Here is a 17,047-nt window from a genome sequence, read left to right as displayed (position 1 = left end):
TCTAGAGGTAGTCGGCGACGGGGCCGAGGGTAACGAGTGCCGAGCCGGCGGCGAGCTGACCGGCGGCTGGAGCGAGGGCGGTACGGGCCCTGGCCAGCAGCTGGTCGTCACCGCGCTCGCGGGCAGTGTGGGCGGTGACACACCACAGCACCTCGAGCAGTAGACCCGGCGGTGGTTCAGGGACGGGACCTAGCGGCTGCAGCCAGGGCTGGTAGGGACCGTAGTCGGCCTCCGGCACGGGCTGTCCGTGCCGGATGCTGTGACCGGCCAGCGCCAACGGCAACAGCCCTTCCTGCAGGCCTGGCATGCCGGCGCCGTCCAGGAGCGTGGCTGCGTGGCGGTAGGCGTCCGGCGTGTCCTGGCGCATCGCGCGGTACCAGGTGGTGAAGACAGCGACCAGTGGAAGCTCATGACGTGCGGCCAGCTCGTCCGCTGCTGCAGCATGGTCGTCGGCCGACGGGAAGTCGTCCAGGGCGCTAAGGGCCTGCAAGCGAATGAGGTGCCCCAGGACTTCGTAGGTGAGCAGGCCGTGGCGTTGCGAGAGTTCGACGAGTTCGGCACCGACGGCGTCACGTCGAGGTGCGAGCCCTGCGCGTCCGCAGCTCTGCATGAACACACCGTTGAGCGCGAAGGCCAGTAGTGCCGGATCGTCGAGCCCGCGCGCGAGTTGCTCCGCCTCCTGAGCCGCCGCCGCGGCACGCGGAGCCGTGGAGCCCCGCGACTCCAGCGCGATCGTCGCCAGCAGCCGGGCCCTGGCCGCCGGATGTTCCTGTGTCCGCAGAGCCCGCTCCGCGGCGGCCACGATCCCTGCGGCCTGCGACTCGTCGTCCGATCGGGTCCAGATCGCGGGTACGTCGTACGCGCCGATGACTCGCGCCGTCAGGTCGGCGTCACCGAGTTCCTCGGCCGCGCTGACGGCTGCTAGCCGGTGGCGGCGCGCCGCCTCGAGTCCACCGCCGCCTGTCACGGCCAGGTTCCGCAGCAGGCCGACTGTGGATTCCAGCCGCGCCCGCGGACCTACAGTGCGGTCGTAGGCGGCCGCGGCCTCTTCCCACACCCGTCCTGCTGACGCAGGTTCGAGGTGCTCGGCCTGGTTGAGGATGTCGGTCTCCAAGCGGCCTAGCGCCGTACCCGGGTCGACCCCCAGCTGATCGACCAGCATCTCGCGTGCGCGACGCAGTACCGCCAGCGCATCGCCCTGGCGGCCGGTGCGGTAGAGCGCGAGGGCCAGCAAGCGCCATGCCTCTTCACGCCATGGATGCTCGGTCACGTGGGCGTCCAGCTCGGGCACCGCCTCTGCCGCGAGCCCAGCTGCGAGCCGGGCCTCGGCCTGACGTTCCACCGCGCGCAGCCGCAGCTCAGTGAGTCGCGCGCGCTCTGCCTGGGCCCAGCCCTCGTCCGCGAAGTCCGCGTACGCAGGCCCGCGCCACAGAGCCAGGGCCTCGGTCAGCTCATCCAGCCGCCCACTGGCCATCGCCTTCTCGAACCGCCACGCGTCGACCGCGTCCGTTCGCAACGCATAGCCGGGTCCTTCGGTAACCAGCAGGCGGGCCGGCGTACGCGGCGGCCGGTCCGGCTCCAGCGCCCGCCGCAGCGAGGCAACAAACGTCCGTACGGCGCTCAGCGCACCGTCGGGCGGGTCCTCCCACAGGTCGTCGACCAGCCTGGACGCCGGGACGAGGCGACCGCGCGCGATGATCAGCCTGGCCAGTACGGCGCGATGCCGTGCGCCCTTCAGGTCGACCGGACGCCCGTCGTCGTCCCAGGCCGTCACCGCGCCGAGCACCCCGAACTCCACCCGGCCACCGTACTCATCCAACGCTCATCGGCGTCGGGGAGGCTGCTGGGTATGAAGATCAACGGATTCGACTACCACCGCGTCCTGGGCGCGGACGGGGTCTCGCTCAATGTCGCGGTAGGCGGCTCCGGCACGCCGGTCGTATTGCTGCACGGGTTTCCGCAGACGCACCTGATGTGGCGGCACGTGGCGCGAGAACTCGCCACCGATCACACGGTGATCTGCCCGGACCTCCGGGGGTACGGCGAGAGCGACAAGCCGACGGAGGGCTACGCGAAACGCACCATGGCCGCGGATGTGGTGGCGGTGGCCGCCGCGCTGGGGCATCGGCAGTTCGCGCTGGTCGGGCACGACCGGGGCGCGCTGGTCGCGTTCCGGGCCGGGCTGGATCATCCGGACGTCGTCACGCACCTGATGTGTCTCGACGTACTGCCGACGCTGGACATGTGGGACGTGATGCACGGCGTCAATGCCGCGATCGGCTTCCATCTGTACCTGACGGCGCAGCCGCCCGGGCTGCCCGAGCGGATGATCGCGGGCGCGCCGGACGAGTTCTTCGGGTACTTCCTCGACCTGTGGGCGAACGATCCGGCGGCGATCCCGGACGACGTGCGGGCGGCGTACCTGGAGGCCTGCCGGGGCGCGGTGCCGTCGATCGTCGCGGACTACCGCGCGTCGGCCACGGTGGACGTCGAGCAGGATTCCGAAGATCTTGCGCAGGGCAACAAACTGCGGATGCCGGTGACGGTGGTCCAGCAGGACTGGGGCGCCGCGCTCGGGTTCGACGCCGCGGCGCGCTGGAAGGCGTGGGCGCCGGATCTCCAGCACGAGACGACCACCGCCGGGCATTTCATGGCCGAGGAGGCCCCGGAGCAGATCACGGCGGCCGTCCGCAACCTTCTCCACCGCTGACCCGCCGCCGGGCATGCCGAAGGGGCCGGAAATGTTCCGGCCCCTTCGGCTTCTCGTGGTTTATCCGGCCTGGAAGAAGGCGCCCTTGAGGTAGTCGTGCACGGCGTCCTCCGACACCCGGAACGAACGACCCACCCGCACCGCGGGCAGCTCACCGGAGTGCACCAACCGGTACACCGTCATCTTGGACACGCGCATGGCCGTGGCGACCTCCGCCACGGTCAGGAACTTCACCTCGGCGAGCGGCTGCTCACCACCGGACTTCTTTGATGCCATTGCGCACCGCACTTCCAGCACGGATCGTGCGCCGGCTTCCCCTCCGGCACCTCCGTCCGTGCATGTCCCGAGCGTAGTGGCTGTTGGTGCGAATGGGAAAGAGGGGGACTCGTGTGACTCAGTAGGTCGGGTCGAGACCCAGCAACGGGAAGCTCGTGTCCCGGGTCGCCTTGATCGCGCGGTCGAGCCAGGTGTCGGGGTTGTACCCGGTCGACCAGTCCGTGTACGACGCCTCGCGGCCGTCGGTCATCCGCAGCGGCGCGACCCGCCCGAACCGCAGCTTCACCTCCTCGCGCCATGCCTCCGGCACCGCCGCCAGCGGGTCGATCGGGTTGCCGGCGACGATCGCGAGCAGGTGCGTCCAGGCCCGCGGCACGACGTCGATGATCGCGTACCCGCCGCCCCCGGTGGCGATCCACTTTCCGCCGGTCAGCTCGTGCGCGAGGTCGTGCAGTGCGACGTACGCCGCCCGCTGGCCGTCGATCGTCTTCGTCAGGTGCGCCAGCGGGTCCTCGACGTGCGAGTCGCAGCCGTGCTGGGTCACCAGGACGTCCGGACGGAACGCCTTCACCACGTCCGGCACGACCGCGTGGAACGCCCGCAGCCAGCCGGCGTCCCCGGTGCCGGGCGGCAGCGCGACGTTGACCGCCGTACCCTCCGCTCCCGGTCCGCCCGTCTCGCCGGCGCTTCCGGTACCGGGGAACAGCGTGGTCGGCGACTCGTGCAGGCTGACGGTCAGGACCCGCGGATCGTTGTAGAAGACGGTCTGTACGCCGTCCCCGTGGTGCACGTCCACGTCGACGTACGCGACCCGCTCCGCGCCGTGGTCGAGCAGCCATTGGATCGCGATCGCCGGGTCGTTGTAGACGCAGAAACCGCTGGCCTGGTCGGGCATCGCGTGGTGCAGGCCGCCGGCGATGTTCGCGGCGTGCAGTACGTCGCCCTCCCAGACCGCGCGGGCCGCCTCGACGGAGGCGCCGGCGATCTGCGCGGAGACCTCGTGCATGCGCGGGAAGCAGTACGTGTCGGTCGTCCCGAGACCGTGCACCGGATCCGCCTCGTCGGGGTGCTCCCCCGCCTGCTTCACGGCGGCGACGTACTCCGGCGTGTGGACGGTCTCGAGCAGCGCGTCGTCGGCGACCGGCGCGGGCACGATCTTGAGGCCGTCGAAGACGCCGAACTCCCGGGCGAGCTTGATCGTCAACTCGACCCGGATCGGACTCATTGGGTGCCCACGACCGAAGTCGTACGCCGTCAACCCGTCCTCGAACACCAGCACCGCCTCACCGCTCATGCCCTCGACCTTAACCGTCAGGCCTCCGGAAGGGGTCTTCCGAAGCGGGCGCTCATCCAGTAGGCGCCCCAGCGCGCGTGGAAGACGGTCATCACGACGACCCCGCCGCGATGACGGCCCGGCAGCGGCAGGTGGCGGACCCAACGGGCGGCGCGACACCCCTCCCCGGCCGCGCCGACCGTCCGTGGTCCAACAGTCGATTCATCGGTCACGGACTGCAAAGCGTTACAGGTTTTGCCTTCGAGAGCCGATCCACCGGAGATTTTGAGCCGGATCCGGCGTTGACCGACTGCGGACAGTGAGATTCGGACTTGCGAGTACGCGGCTCCGGGCACCACAGTTCTCCCCGTGAGGCAAATGAAACCCAACCGGCGGCAGATCTTCACGGTCGGGGCGGCAGCCGCCGTCGCCGCCTCCACCCAAGCAGCGTCCGCCCGGACCGCGTCCGGCCAGACCACAGCGGCCGGGAGCGCGGCCGCCGAGAGCGCGTTCGCCACCACGACGTCGACCACCGGCCCGTACGGTTCCGGGGTGCTCGGCTCCTGGGCCGGTGCGACCCGCGCGATCTCGACGCCGACGCAGATCCAGCACACCCGCGACACCAACGGCGTCTTCATGTTCGGCGACAGCATCTCGGTGCAGGACGGCAAGGCGCTGGCGATCCGGCTGCGGGACCGCGACGGCAGCCAGCTGGCCGTGCACAACTGGTCCAGCCGGCCGACCTCGGGCGCCGTCGACGCGCTCCAGCAGTGGGCGGCGACGTACGGCCTGCCCCGCCGGATCCTGATGGCGAGCGGCTCCAACGACATCTTCGACCCGCCGAAGTTCGCCGCCCAGGTGGCGCGCGCGGTCAGCATCGTCGGCCAGAACCGGATCCTCTACTGGGTCAACATCCAGGTCGTCCGCAAGAGCGTCACCTCGACCGTGCAGCTGGCCGACCAGCGCAACAGCTCGTGGCTGAACATGCAGTTGTACGACGCCCAGGAGAAGTACCCGAACCTGCGGATCATCCGGTGGGCCGAGTGGCTCTGGGTCAAGCCGTACCGGCTGACCAACTACCTGCGCGACGGTGTGCACCCGACGGTCCCGCTCGGTCAGGACGCCCGCAACGAGCTCATCGTCCAGTCGCTGGTCCAGCGATGAGATATTCTGGATCCGTGAACACGAACTTGCAGCTGTGGTGGGCCGCCTAGGGCGGTCCACCCGGCGTGTTCGCACGCATCCAACGAGGCCGCCTCGCCGAGGCGGCCTTTTTCTTTGCCCTCGGTGGGGCCTCACGACCACCGAAAGGGTTTTCATCATGACCTCGCTTTCCGGCATCACCCCGTCCGGCCGGCTGACGCTCGGCAACCACCTCGGCGCGCTGCGCCGGTTCACCGACCCGGACGGGTTCTACTTCGTCGCGAACCTGCACGCGATGACCACCCGGCACGATCCCCGAAGACTCGCCACGCTGACCCGCGAGTTCGCGACGCTGATGCTCGCGGCCGGCGTCCCCGAGGGCACGGTGTTCGTCCAGTCCGACGTCCCCACCCACGCCCAGCTGGCGTACCTGCTCGAGTGCACGTCGTACGTCGGTGAACTGTCCCGGATGATCCAGTACAAGGAGAAGGGCAAGGGCCGCCCGATGACGCGGGCCTCGCTGTTCACGTACCCGTGCCTGATGGCCGCGGACATCCTGCTGTACGGCGCGGAACGGGTGCCGGTCGGCGGCGACCAGGACCAGCACGTCGAGCTGGCCCGGGACATCGCGATCCGGTTCAACCGCGAGTACGGCGAGACGTTCGTCGTCCCGCGGCTGAACAAGGCCGCCCTCGCCACCCGGATCAAGGACCTGGCGAACCCGACCGCGAAGATGAGCAAGTCGGACGCCGACGACGCGATCGGCACGATCCGGCTGCTGGACCCGCCGGACGTCATCCGGCGCCAGATCATGCGCGCGAAAACGGATTCCGAAAACGTTGTCCGGCACGACGAGCAGACCAAGCCCGGCATCACGAACCTGCTGGAGATCCTGGCCGCCTGCACCGACGGCGACCCGGTCGCGCTCGCGGCGTCGTACTCGTCGTACGGCGCGCTCAAGCAGGACGTCGCGGACGCCGTGCTCGCGGTGATCGAGCCGCTGCAGAAGGAGTACGCGCGGCTCGCCACCGACCCGGGCGCGGTCGAGAACCTGCTCGCCCAGGGCCGCGACCGGGCCCTCGAGGCGAGCACTCCCCGGCTCCGGGCGGCGACCCGGGCGATGGGTTTGGCAGGATCTGCTCCATGAAGCTCCGCCCAGGGATTCGCGTCGCCACGTTCAACATCCGCAACTCCTCCGCACCGGACGGCGAGAACGCCTGGCCGGTCCGGCGGAAGGCGGCCGTGGCGGCGATCGAGCACCTGGACGCGGACGTCGTCGGGCTGCAGGAGGTGCTGCCCGACCAGCTCGAGTACCTGCGGTGGCGGTTCCCGAAGTACGAGATCGTCGGCGCCGACCGGGACGACGGGATGAGTGCCGGTGAGCACTCGGTCGTCCTGGTCCGGCCCGGCGACTGGCGGCTGGAGCGGCACGAGACGCGCTGGCTGTCCGACGACCCGAGTACGCCCGGATCGATCGGCTGGGACGCCGACCTGACCCGGATCGCCACGCTGGCGTGGCTCCGGCACCGCAACGGGACCACGATCGGGGTCGTCAACACGCACTACGACCACGCGGGCGAGGTCGCGCAGCTGCAGTCCTCGCGGCTGATCGCGCGCTGGATCGACGGATCGCTGCCGTGGATCGTGATGGGCGACCTGAACGCGACACCGGACTCCCCGCCACTCAAGTCGCTGGTCGGCGCGGGCCTGTCGCTCGCGGTCCCGATCGAGGCCGGCGGCAGCTGGCACGACTTCACCGGCGCCGTCGACGACGACCGCATCGACCACATCCTCGTCACATCGGACTGGACGGTGACCGACGCGGCCGTCTCGCACCACCGGCCGGACGGCCGGGTCCCCAGCGACCACTGGCCGGTGGTCGCGACCCTAGAGCTTCGCTAACACCTCTTCACGGAGCCGCTCGAGGGCGTCGAAGCGACGGTTGCCGTCACCGAGGAACGCGTCCGGCACCAGCAGTTCGTCGATCCCGGCGGCGGGGTACTGCGCGACGACGTCGAGCACCTCCTGCGCCGACCCCATGATCACGTGCGCACCGCGCCCTTCCAGCCGCGCCTTCCGCTCCGCGGCCTCCGAGTCACCCGCCTCGACCACTTCCAGGAACGTCTGCGCGGAACGCCGTACGGACTGCGGATCCCGGCCGACGCGCTCACAGTGCCGGGCGAAAACCGCACCCTTCTGGGCCGCCAGCTCCGGCCGCCCCCAGTGGTTCCACTCGTCGGCGTACCGCGCAACGATGCCTAGGGCAACCTTTTCGCCGGCCGCCCCGATCAGGATCGGCAACCGGGCCGGTTTGGGTTCGCAGGGTGCGTTCTCCAGCTGGTAGTACGTGCCCTCGAAGGACGTGCGTTCCTGGGCGAGCAGGCCCTTGATCACCTGGCAGGCCTCCTCGAAGCGGGCCAGCCGCTCGCGGACCGGCGGCAGCTCGATGCCGTACGCCTCGTGCTCGTTCACCTGCCAGCCCGCGCCGATCCCGAGCACGAACCGGCCGTTCGCCATCTGGTCGATCGTCGCGGCCGCGTTCGCCACCACGGCCGGGTGCCGGTAGGTGTTGCCGAGCACCATCGAGCCGACCCGGACGCGTTCGGTCCGCGCGACGATCCCGGCGATCAGCGCGAGCGCCTCGTTCACCGGGACGCTCAGGTCGTCGCCGTTCTGCATGAAGTGATCGGCGATCCAGACACCGTGCCATCCGGTGCGCTCGGCGTACTCCGCCCCGTCCAGCACACCCTGCCAACTCCGCGACGCCGCGGGCCACAAAGAGAAGTCCATGCGGTCATCCTCTCTCCTGCGCCGCGAGCACCGCCTCCCCGTTGTCCGCCGCCCACTCCGTGAGCATCCGGATCGGTCCCATCAGGCTGCGGCCGAGCTCGGTCAGGTCGTACTCGACCCGCGGCGGGACGCCGCCGTGATCGGCCCGCGTGACCAGGCCGTTCGCCTGCAGGCGGCGCAGTGTCTGGGTGAGCACCTTCTTCGAGATCCCGCCGATCAGCTCGACCAGTTCGGAGTGCCTGCGGGCGTGGTCGTTGAGGCCCCAGAGGACGACGACGGCCCACTTGTCCGCGATCACCTCGACCGCGAGCCGGGCCGGGCAGTCGGCCAGGAAGACGTCGCCAGGTTCTGCTCCGTGCACAGCGGTCAGGGTACCCAGAGGTTCCCACGGCGTTGCCTAGCGTCTGCGGCATGAACCTTCCGGAAAGCACGCACCGGCTCTTCGAGGAGCCCAAGGACGTCACGATGGTCACCATCGACCCCGACGGCGCACCGCACGCCTCGCTCGTCTGGGTCGGCCGCGACGGCGACGACCTGCTGATCGGCGTCGAGGAGAAGCACCGCAAGACCCGGAACCTGCGCCGCGACCCGCGGATCACGCTGATCCTGCAGGACGACCGGGTGAGCACGCGGGGACTCACCCAGTACCTGGTCGTGCGCGGAACCGTGACCCTGGACGGTCCCGGCACTCCGCAGTACAAGCCGTTGATGGACCGGCTGACGCGGAAGTACCTCGGGCAGGACGAATTCCCGTTCGGCAACGAGACCGGGTACGCCGGCGCGACCGTCGTCCGGGTGGCCGTCGACCGCGTCACCGGCGAAGGGCCGTGGGGCCGGAACTAGATCACGATGTGCCAGCGGAGCAGGAAGGCGCCGATGGACAGGACGACGTAGAGCAGGACGAGCAACGTGCCGATGCCGGGGCGCGGGCGGTGGCGGCGGACTCTCGTGGTGAGGGAGCGTTCGCGGAGGATCTCCATGACCGCCGCTACCTCGGCGGTGCGGTCCTTCGGGATGCCGTTGATCTCGTGCTCGTCCGGGCCGCGGGTGAGTACGACGCTGTCCTCGCCGACCTCGATCTTGCCGACGTCCTGCCAGGCGAGGCTGCGGATCAGCATGCTGGTGCGGGCCTTCAGACCGCTCGGGAACAGCTCGACCCGGTACAGCACGACACCGCCGGCGACCCGGACCACCGAGGCGCCGATGATCGTCAGCAGGCCGACCGCGAGCATGTCGCGGGCGCCCATCCACAGCCACGAGTTCAGCGCCGGGACGAGGACGAACGGCAGCAGGAACAGCGTCCAGGCCCACCACGGCGCCGGATCCAGCGGCACCCGCCAGGGCAGCGGCGGTACTTCCTGCTCCTGCTGCTGATCCTGGTGCGGCGCAGGTGTGGTGGCCGGCTCGACCGAACCATTACCCATGGGCGGACTCATCCCTCGAACATGGCAGGAAACCTCGGCGCCCCACCATAACGCCAGCCGTGCGAGAGGTGTTACTCGGCGGCCAGGGCCCGTGACCGGTTGCGAGCGGCCTCGATCGCGGACAGGAACGCGGCGCGGACCTTGTGGTCCTCGAGCTCGCGGATCGCGGCGGCCGTCGTACCGCCGGGGGACGTCACGCGCTCCCGCAGTACGGTCGGGTGCTCGCCGGTCTCGCGCAGCAGCTTCGCGGACCCGACGACGGTCTGCACGACCAGGTCGGTCGCCGTACCGCGCGGAAGGCCCATGTGGACGCCGGCCTCGATCATCGCCTCGACCACGAAGAACAGGTACGCCGGACCCGAGCCGGAGATCGCGGTCACCGCGTCCTGCTGCTTCTCCGGCACCCGGACCACGCGACCGGTCGCCGCGAGCAGGCTCTCGGCGAGCGCCAGGTGGCTCTCGTCGCAGTGCGCGCCGCGCGAGATCGCGGCCATGCCTTCGTCGACCAGGGCGGGCGTGTTCGGCATCACCCGGACGACGGCGACGCCTTCGGGCAGCCGCGACTCGACGAAGCTGGTGGTGATACCGGCCGCCAGCGAGATCACGGTCTGGTTCGCCTGCACCGCGGGCGCGATCTCGGCGAGCAGCTCCGGCATGTCCTGCGGTTTCACCACGAGCACCAGCGTCCCGGCCTGCTTCGCCGCCTCGACGTTGGAGACGACGTCGACGCCGTACCGCTCCCGCAGTTCGGCGGCACGCTCCTCCCGGCGCTCGGTGATCAGGAGGTCCTCCGGTCGCCGGCCGGCCCGAATCAGCCCGGACAGCAACGTCTCCCCCATCACACCGGCCCCGAGGACGGCCACCTTTGTGTTCATGGCCACAGGTTAGCGTTGCGGGCCGGAGCTACTTCTTGCTGATCAAGGAGCGGGCGAAGAACTGCAGGTTCGCGGGACGCTCGGCGAGCCGGCGGACCAGGTAGCCGTACCAGTCCGCGCCGTACGGGATGTAGACGCGGACGGTGTGGCCGAGGCCCGCCAGGCGGAGCTGCTCCTCGGGGCGGATGCCGTACAGCATCTGGTACTCGAAGCTGCCCGGCTTGCGCTGCGCGCGCTCGGACAGCGCGCCCGCGATCGCGATCAGCCGCGGGTCGTGCGACGCGATCATCGGGTAGCCGTCGCCGTTCAGCAGGATCTTCATCGCGCGGACGTACGCCTTGTCCACCTGGCGCTTCTCCTGGTACGCGACCGACTCCGGTTCCTTGTACGCGCCCTTGCACAGCCGGACCCGGGACCCGGCGTACGCGAGGTCGCGGCAGTCGGACTCGGTACGGCGGAGGTACGCCTGCAGGACGGCGCCGGTCTCCGGGAAGTCCTGGCGCAGCTCGCGCAGGATGCCCAGCGTGGAGTCGGTCGTGGTGTGGTCCTCCATGTCGAGGGTCACCGTCGTACCGGCGTTGCGGGCGGCGTGGCAGATGGTCCGCGCGTTGTCCAGCGCGATCTTCTCGCCGTCGCCGGGCAGCGCCTGGCCGACCGCGGACAGCTTCACCGAGACCTCGGCGTGCTTCGTCAGGCCGGCGGCGGTGAGCCGCTTCAGCACGTCCAGGTACGCGTCGACGGTCGCGGCCGCCGCGGCCGGGTCGGTGACGTCCTCGCCGAGGTGGTCCAGCGTCACGTGCAGCCCGTTGCTGACCAGCTTCTCGGTGGCGAGCACGGCCTCCGGAGCGGTCTCACCGGCGACGAACCGCGCGACGATGCCGCTGGACACCGGCAGCGACGACACGGCCTTCTTGATCTGAGGGCTGCGGGACATGCCCAGCAGGACTCGCCGAAGCACTACGTTTCCTCCTCGTCGACCCAGCCGGAACGCCGGCGGTGTTTGCAGGTTACGCGATCGGCGCACCCCTGGATGCTGGAGGATGGCCGCCATGCCCATCTTCAAACGCCGGCGCCGGAACGTCGTGGAGGCCGATCCGATCGGTGCGTTCTGGTCCTGGTGGTCGAGCTCCGGTGCGGGCCTGGTCGCGGACGCCGTGGCGCGCCGTGAACCGGCCGACGTGAACGAGGAGTTGAGCCGCCGCGTCGCCCGGATCCACCCCGACCTGGAGTGGGAGCTCGGGCCCGGGCTGCACGCCGAGCACGTGCTGATCGTGACCGCTGCCGGCAACCCGGACCAGCGTGCGGTCGCCCGGCGCTGGCTGCGCGCCGCGCCGCCGTCCGACCGGACCTGGGAGTACGCCGACCTGCGCCGGCCCGGGCCCGCGGTGACGATCGCGTTCGACGGGCTTCCCGCGGTCGCGATCGACGAGTCGGTGGTGTCGATCGAACCGGACGCGGCGTCGGTGCACGTCGGCGTGCATCACCCAGCGTTCGCGTCGCTGTCGGTGGACGTACAGCGGCGGATGACGTTCCTGATCCTCGACCTGGTGCTCGGCGAGGAGATGGTGGAGACGTGGGTCGGCGCGATCGACACGCTGCCCGACGCCCCGGCGGACGCCGTACCGGTGACGGAACTGCTGCCGGCGGTGGCCGGGTTCGCGGCCGAGCACACGCTGGCGGACGGGAGCCCGGCGTGGAAGATGCTGGAAGGCACCCGCGACGGGCAGCGGGTGATCGCGACCGCGGAGTACCCGCTGCGCTCGATCCGGCGGCCGCACCTCGACACCCACGTCGCGGTGTCGATCCAGTACCCCGTCGTCCGGGATGACGGGCTGCCCGAGTCGGGGATGCTGGACGAGCTGCGCGCGTTCGAGGACCACCTGACCGACCGGCTGGGCGGCTCCGGCAACCTGCTCGCCCACGAGACGTCCGGCGGCACCCGCATCCTGCACTACTACATCGACGGCAGCACCCCGGCCGACGCCCAGCTCCAGGCCGCCACCACCGGCTGGCCGCACGGCAAGGTCACCGTCACCACCACCCCGGACCCGGCCTGGCACAACGTCGCCCATCTGTCGGGCTGACCGTGCAACCCGGCCGTCGAGGCTTTCCGTCTTGAGGGGGAGATGGAGAGTGGAGGCGCGGATGGCGGAGCGGGACCGGGCGTTTGCGGAGTTCGTGGAGGTGGCGAGTCCATCACTGCGGCGTACTGCGTTCCTCGTGTGCGGAGACCGGCACAAGGCGGATGACGCAGTACAGGACGCCCTGTACAAGCTGTACCTGGCCTGGCCGAAGGTGCAGCGGGTGGGGAATCCGTTCGCCTACGCACGCCGGATGGTCGTCAACGCGGTGCACGACGGCGGGCGGCGGCCCTGGCGGCGCGAGGTCTCGATCGCCGACGTCCCGGACAGCCCCGAACGCGACGACTTCGCGGCCGGGCACGCCGAGCGGGACGCCGTACTCGAGGCACTGCGGTCCCTCGGGCCGCGGCAGCGTGCCTGTGTGGTGCTCAGGTACTACGAGGACCTCTCGGTCGAACAGACCGCGGAGATCCTCGGATGCTCCGAAGGCACCGTGAAGAGCCAGTCGGCCCGCGGCCTCGAAACTCTCCGGCAGGCCATCGACCAGCGGCGGGTGAGCCGGGCGCTGTGAAGGAGAACGAGATGGACAACGAACGCACGGTCGCCGCGGAACTGCACCGGCTGGCCGAGAACGAAGCCCACGAACCGATCGACGCCCTGCAACTGGTGGCCCGCGGCCGCCGCGGTTTGCGGCGCCGCCGGCTGTTCACCGCCGGAGGTGCGGTCGCGGGCGTCGCCGCGATCGCTCTCGCGGTGAGCGTGCTGCCCGGGCTCGGGGCGACCGAGGATCCGCTGCCGGTGGCGAGCGGGTCGTTCGAACCCGTTCCGGGTGTGCCTGGCGGTGAGGCAGGCGCCGGGCAGAAGCTGACGAAGGAAGAGGCCACCCGGCGCTGCGACCTGCGGTACCCGGAGCACAAGGGCCGCGAGCTGAACGGCAACGGACCCTTCTGGTCCGGACGGCCGGCGACGTACGGCGGCAAGGACGGATCCGGTCCCGCCACGTCACCACGTCCGGGCTCGTCGGAGCGTCCGGCGACGTCCAAGCTCGACTTCGCGGTGTGCGTCGTCCCCGGCGGGGACAAGCCGTCGGCGGCGCTGGTCGCGGCCGCCGCCAAGGACCCGGCGCCGACGACCGCGGCCGGTCAGCTGCGGAACTGTTCGGTCCAGACCTGGGTCGACCTGACCGGGTGGAGCATCGTGGCGTCCGACCAGTCGCCGCGGCTCCGGACAGCCGTCCTGGTCGCGATCTCGCCGAGCGGCCAGAAGGCCGTCGCGTGTCAGCTCGACGCGCTGCCGGCGAATGCCGGCCAGGAGTTCACCAACTCCCAGTTCCTGACGGTGGACGCGCTCGACCCGAACGACCCGATCACCACACCGGGGAAGGGTTCGAAGCACGCGAACCTGTTCGCCGGGGGTGGCGGAGGCGGCGGCTACTGCCCGGGCACCCCGTGCAGCAAGAACTACTTCTTCACCGGCTGGGGACGGGTCCCGTCCAGCGCCGCGACCGTCAGCATCAAGATGGGCACCGACCCGGCCCACGTGGTCCCGGTCACCGACGGCTGGTTCGCGCTCTCCTACGTGAGCAAGTCGGACCACAGCACGGTGAAGAACCCGCCGACGATCACGGCGTACGACAAGCGCGGAAAGGTCGTCAAGGTCGTCCAGCCCTGACGCCCGCCGGCCGAAATGTCGCGACGCGGCGGCCGGACCGCAGTACGCTCGGTCGGTGGCACCGACCCGGTCGGGCGCCGGGCTGGTTGGGCGGCGAGACGAGTGTCAGGTCCTGGACGACCTTGTGGCAGGCGCCAGGGCCGGTCGTAGCACGGCCCTGGTCCTGCGCGGCGAGGCAGGCATCGGCAAGACCGAACTGCTGAACTACCTCGTCGAGCGATCGGCCGGCTTCCGGATCGTGCGCGCCTTCGGCATCCAGTCGGAGATGGAGCTCTCGTACGCCGGTCTGCACCAGCTGTGTGTTCCGCTGCTGGACGGCCTGGACCAGCTTCCGGAACCACAACGGGACGCACTCGGTGCCGCCTTCGGCCTGCGCGCCGGAACGCCGCCGGAACCGTTCCTCGTCAGCCTGGCCGCACTGAGTCTGCTGGCTCAAGCAGGCGGAGACCAGCCGCTGCTCTGTCTCGTCGACGACGCGCAGTGGCTGGACCAGGCGTCCGCACTGACGCTGGGTTTCGTCGGCCGCCGACTGCTCGCGGAGTCCGTCGTACTGGTCTTCGCCGTCCGCGAGCCGACGCCGCGCGGAGCCCTGGCCGGCCTGCCCGAACTGGAGGTCCGCGGACTGCCCGACCACGCCTCCCGGCAGCTCCTCGATTCGGTCGTCACCGCGCCGCTGGACCAGCAGGTCCGGGACCGCATCCTCGCGGAGGCGCGCGGCAACCCACTCGCCCTGATCGAGTTGCCGCGCAGCTGGACCACGGCGGAGCCGGGAGGCGGCTCGCCCTCGCTCCGGGCGCAGGAGCTGGTGAGCCGGCTCGAGCGTGAGTTCAGCCGCCGGATCGCGTCGGTCACGGATCGCCGTACGGCGCACCAGGCACTGGCGGAGTCGATCGACCCGGACGTGGATCCGGATCGCCGGGCCTGGCACCGCGCACAAGCCACCTCCGTCCCCGACGAGGACGTCGCGGTGGACCTCGAGCGTTCGGCGGCCCGCGCCCAGGCGCGCGGTGGCCTCGCCGCGGTCGCCGCGTTCCTGGAGCGGGCGGCAGAGTTGACCGACGATCCGGGCCGCCGCTCGGTCCGTGCCCTGGAAGCCGCGCAGGCGAAGTACCGGGCCGGGGCGTTCGACGCGGCGACCGAACTGCTGGCGACAGCGAGCGTGGATCCGCCGGGTGAGCTGGAGCGTGCACGGATCGAGGTCCTGCATGCCGCCGTGGCGTTCGAGCAGGGCCGCGGTCTCGAGGCGCCCGCGCAACTGCTCGCCGCCGCGCGCCGGCTCGAGAACCTCGACGTACCGCTCGCCCGGAATACCTATCTGGACGCCGTCTCGGCGGTGATCTTCGCCGGGCACCTCGCGCGAAGCCCGGGACGGCAGGAGGTGGGCACGGCGGCCCGCGGTGCCCCTCCGCCGCAGGTCCCGCGCGCCGCGGACGAACTCCTGGACGCGCTGGCCGTCCGGCTCACCGACGGCTTCACGGCCTCGGTGCCGATGATCGAGGGCGCCCTCACGTCGCTGTCCGCCGACGGGCTGCCGGTCGAGGAGTCCCTGCGCTGGTTGCTGCTCGCCGGAGTCATCGCGGCGGATCTCTGGGATCTCGAACGCTGGCAGGCGGTCACGACGCGGCACGTGGCGCTCACTCGGAGGACCGGCGCTTTCAGCGGGCTCCCGTTGGCGCTGGACTCGTCCGCCGTCGTCCTCGTCTTCGCCGGGGAGCTGACCGCGGCAGCGTCGGTGGTCGAGGAGGTGCGGACGGTGAGTACGGCGATCGGGACCGTCCAGCCGCCCTTCGGAGCGCTCGCGCTGGCGGCCGTGCGCGGGCGTGAGGCAGAGGCGCGGGCGCTGATCGACGCCACCGTCAACGGGGGTGCGCTCCACGGCCAGGGGCTCGGGGTCACCGTCGCGAACTGTCATCACGCGGTGCTGTGCAACGGCCTCGGTCGGTACGACGAGGCGGTGACAGCGGCCCGCGCGGCAGCCAAGTACCAGGAGGAGTTCGGCGCGCCACGCTGGGCACTGGCGGAGTTGATCGAGGCGGCGGTCCGCGGTGGCACGCCCGAGATCGCGGCGGATGCGCTGGAGCAGCTCTCCGAGGCCGCGCGGGCCAGTGGGACGGACTGGGCGCTCGGCGCGGAGGCGTGCGCACGGGCTCTGCTGAGCACTCGCGCCGCGGCTGACGAGCTCTACCAGGAGGCGATCGAGCGCCTCGCCCGGACCCGGGTGCGGGTGGGTCTGGCTCGCGCACACCTGCTGTACGGCGAGTGGCTGCAACGGGAGCACCGCCGTACCGACGCCCGGGAACAGCTCACGACCGCCTTCGAGATGCTGAGCTCTTTCGGCGCCGACGCGTTCGCGGAACGCGCCCGGCTCGAACTACGGGCGGCCGGGCTGAAGGTCCGCGAGCGCCGCGCCGCGCGGCACCAGGAGCTGACTGCCCAGGAGGCGCAGATCGCGCGGCTCGCCGGGGCCGGGCTCACGAACCCCGAGATCGGCGCCCGGCTGTTCATCAGCCCGCACACCGTCGACTGGCACCTCCGCAAGGTCTTCTCGAAACTCGGCATCGCCTCCCGCCGCGAGATCGCGAACAGCCTCACCCAGGCGGCCACCGCGGGATCGTGAAGTCGCGACGAACCAAAGCGGGACGGCGGCGGTCCAACCCTTTGGCAGGAACACAGCTTCGAGGGGGTCGCGGCGGCGAGTGATCTATCGAACTGTCTCCAGCCCACGACGAGACCGATGAGCGCCCACAGGTCCCCGAGACCTGGCCGATTCGGCATGCCAGCTCAGTGCTCTTGATCCACCCCAT

General features: G+C 70.9%; 17 protein-coding genes. 9 read left to right on the top strand and 8 right to left on the bottom strand.

Annotated features, from left to right (window positions below):
• Position 1: 1 nt before the first annotated feature.
• Positions 2-1,798 (bottom strand): BTAD domain-containing putative transcriptional regulator, encoded by a 1,797-nt coding sequence (locus ABN611_RS16100; protein ID WP_350280685.1) that lies wholly within the window; start codon positions 1,796-1,798, stop codon positions 2-4.
• Between the two features lie 51 nt (positions 1,799-1,849).
• Here ABN611_RS16100 and ABN611_RS16095 point away from each other — a divergent pair, with 51 nt between their 5' ends.
• Positions 1,850-2,710, top strand: coding sequence for an alpha/beta hydrolase (locus ABN611_RS16095; RefSeq protein ID WP_350280684.1), 861 nt, complete (start codon positions 1,850-1,852; stop codon positions 2,708-2,710).
• A gap of 60 nt (positions 2,711-2,770) precedes the next feature.
• Here the strand turns inward: ABN611_RS16095 and ABN611_RS16090 are convergent, their stop codons facing one another.
• Positions 2,771-2,986, bottom strand: coding sequence for a helix-turn-helix domain-containing protein (locus ABN611_RS16090; protein WP_012923942.1), 216 nt, complete (start codon positions 2,984-2,986; stop codon positions 2,771-2,773).
• A 118-nt stretch (positions 2,987-3,104) separates the two neighbouring features.
• Positions 3,105-4,280 (bottom strand): acetoin utilization protein AcuC, encoded by a 1,176-nt coding sequence (locus ABN611_RS16085; RefSeq protein ID WP_350280683.1) that lies wholly within the window; start codon positions 4,278-4,280, stop codon positions 3,105-3,107.
• A gap of 357 nt (positions 4,281-4,637) precedes the next feature.
• Here ABN611_RS16085 and ABN611_RS16080 point away from each other — a divergent pair, with 357 nt between their 5' ends.
• The 3 genes from ABN611_RS16080 (at position 4,638) to ABN611_RS16070 (ending at position 7,304) form a co-directional block, all read left to right on the top strand.
• Positions 4,638-5,423, top strand: coding sequence for a hypothetical protein (locus tag ABN611_RS16080; RefSeq protein WP_350281647.1), 786 nt, complete (start codon positions 4,638-4,640; stop codon positions 5,421-5,423).
• Between the two features lie 157 nt (positions 5,424-5,580).
• Positions 5,581-6,549, top strand: coding sequence for a tryptophan--tRNA ligase (gene trpS, locus ABN611_RS16075; RefSeq protein WP_350280682.1), 969 nt, complete (start codon positions 5,581-5,583; stop codon positions 6,547-6,549).
• Positions 6,546-7,304: an endonuclease/exonuclease/phosphatase family protein gene (locus ABN611_RS16070; protein WP_350280681.1), complete on the top strand. Its 759-nt coding sequence runs from the start codon at positions 6,546-6,548 to the stop codon at positions 7,302-7,304. Before trpS ends, ABN611_RS16070 begins: the two co-directional genes overlap by 4 nt.
• Here ABN611_RS16070 and ABN611_RS16065 read toward each other — a convergent pair.
• Both ABN611_RS16065 and ABN611_RS16060 read right to left on the bottom strand, forming a co-directional pair.
• On the bottom strand, positions 7,290-8,192 hold the full coding sequence (locus tag ABN611_RS16065) for a TIGR03560 family F420-dependent LLM class oxidoreductase (protein WP_350280680.1): 903 nt from the start codon (positions 8,190-8,192) through the stop codon (positions 7,290-7,292). The genes ABN611_RS16070 and ABN611_RS16065 overlap by 15 nt on opposite strands.
• A 4-nt stretch (positions 8,193-8,196) precedes the next feature.
• Complete coding sequence (locus ABN611_RS16060) at positions 8,197-8,553, bottom strand: helix-turn-helix domain-containing protein (protein WP_350280679.1); 357 nt, start codon at positions 8,551-8,553, stop codon at positions 8,197-8,199.
• 50 nt (positions 8,554-8,603) lie between these two features.
• Between ABN611_RS16060 and ABN611_RS16055 the strand changes: the two genes are divergently transcribed.
• Positions 8,604-9,035: a PPOX class F420-dependent oxidoreductase gene (locus ABN611_RS16055; protein ID WP_350280678.1), complete on the top strand. Its 432-nt coding sequence runs from the start codon at positions 8,604-8,606 to the stop codon at positions 9,033-9,035.
• On the opposite strand, the gene ABN611_RS16050 is transcribed toward ABN611_RS16055, so the two are convergent.
• The 3 genes from ABN611_RS16050 to ABN611_RS16040 are packed head-to-tail and all read right to left on the bottom strand — an operon-like array spanning position 9,032 to position 11,449.
• The gene (locus tag ABN611_RS16050) at positions 9,032-9,628 is read right to left on the bottom strand and encodes a hypothetical protein (protein ID WP_350280677.1); all 597 of its coding nucleotides are present in this window, start codon (positions 9,626-9,628) and stop codon (positions 9,032-9,034) included. The two genes, ABN611_RS16055 and ABN611_RS16050, sit on opposite strands and share 4 nt — an antisense overlap.
• A 59-nt stretch (positions 9,629-9,687) precedes the next feature.
• Entirely contained in the window at positions 9,688-10,491 is an 804-nt protein-coding gene (gene proC, locus ABN611_RS16045) for a pyrroline-5-carboxylate reductase (RefSeq protein WP_350280676.1), read from the bottom strand.
• A gap of 28 nt (positions 10,492-10,519) precedes the next feature.
• Positions 10,520-11,449, bottom strand: coding sequence for a proline dehydrogenase family protein (locus ABN611_RS16040; RefSeq protein ID WP_350280675.1), 930 nt, complete (start codon positions 11,447-11,449; stop codon positions 10,520-10,522).
• A gap of 91 nt (positions 11,450-11,540) precedes the next feature.
• Here ABN611_RS16040 and ABN611_RS16035 point away from each other — a divergent pair, with 91 nt between their 5' ends.
• The 4 genes from ABN611_RS16035 to ABN611_RS16020 all read left to right on the top strand — a co-directional run bounded on the left by ABN611_RS16035 (position 11,541) and on the right by ABN611_RS16020 (position 16,860).
• Complete coding sequence (locus ABN611_RS16035; RefSeq protein ID WP_350280674.1) at positions 11,541-12,575, top strand: DUF695 domain-containing protein; 1,035 nt, start codon at positions 11,541-11,543, stop codon at positions 12,573-12,575.
• A gap of 61 nt (positions 12,576-12,636) precedes the next feature.
• Positions 12,637-13,143 (top strand): SigE family RNA polymerase sigma factor, encoded by a 507-nt coding sequence (locus tag ABN611_RS16030; RefSeq protein WP_350280673.1) that lies wholly within the window; start codon positions 12,637-12,639, stop codon positions 13,141-13,143.
• A gap of 11 nt (positions 13,144-13,154) precedes the next feature.
• Positions 13,155-14,243, top strand: a complete 1,089-nt coding sequence (locus ABN611_RS16025) for a hypothetical protein (RefSeq protein WP_350280672.1) — start codon at positions 13,155-13,157, stop codon at positions 14,241-14,243.
• 55 nt (positions 14,244-14,298) lie between these two features.
• Positions 14,299-16,860 carry an AAA family ATPase gene (locus ABN611_RS16020; protein WP_350280671.1) on the top strand — a complete coding sequence of 854 codons (2,562 nt, stop codon included), beginning with the start codon at positions 14,299-14,301 and terminating at the stop codon, positions 16,858-16,860.
• Positions 16,861-17,047: the final 187 nt, after the last annotated feature.

It is taken from the genome of Kribbella sp. HUAS MG21 (genome assembly GCF_040254265.1).
Lineage (GTDB): Bacteria > Actinomycetota > Actinomycetes > Propionibacteriales > Kribbellaceae > Kribbella.
Note: the sequence above shows the minus strand (reverse complement) of the source record. Positions and strands in the feature narration are given on the sequence as shown.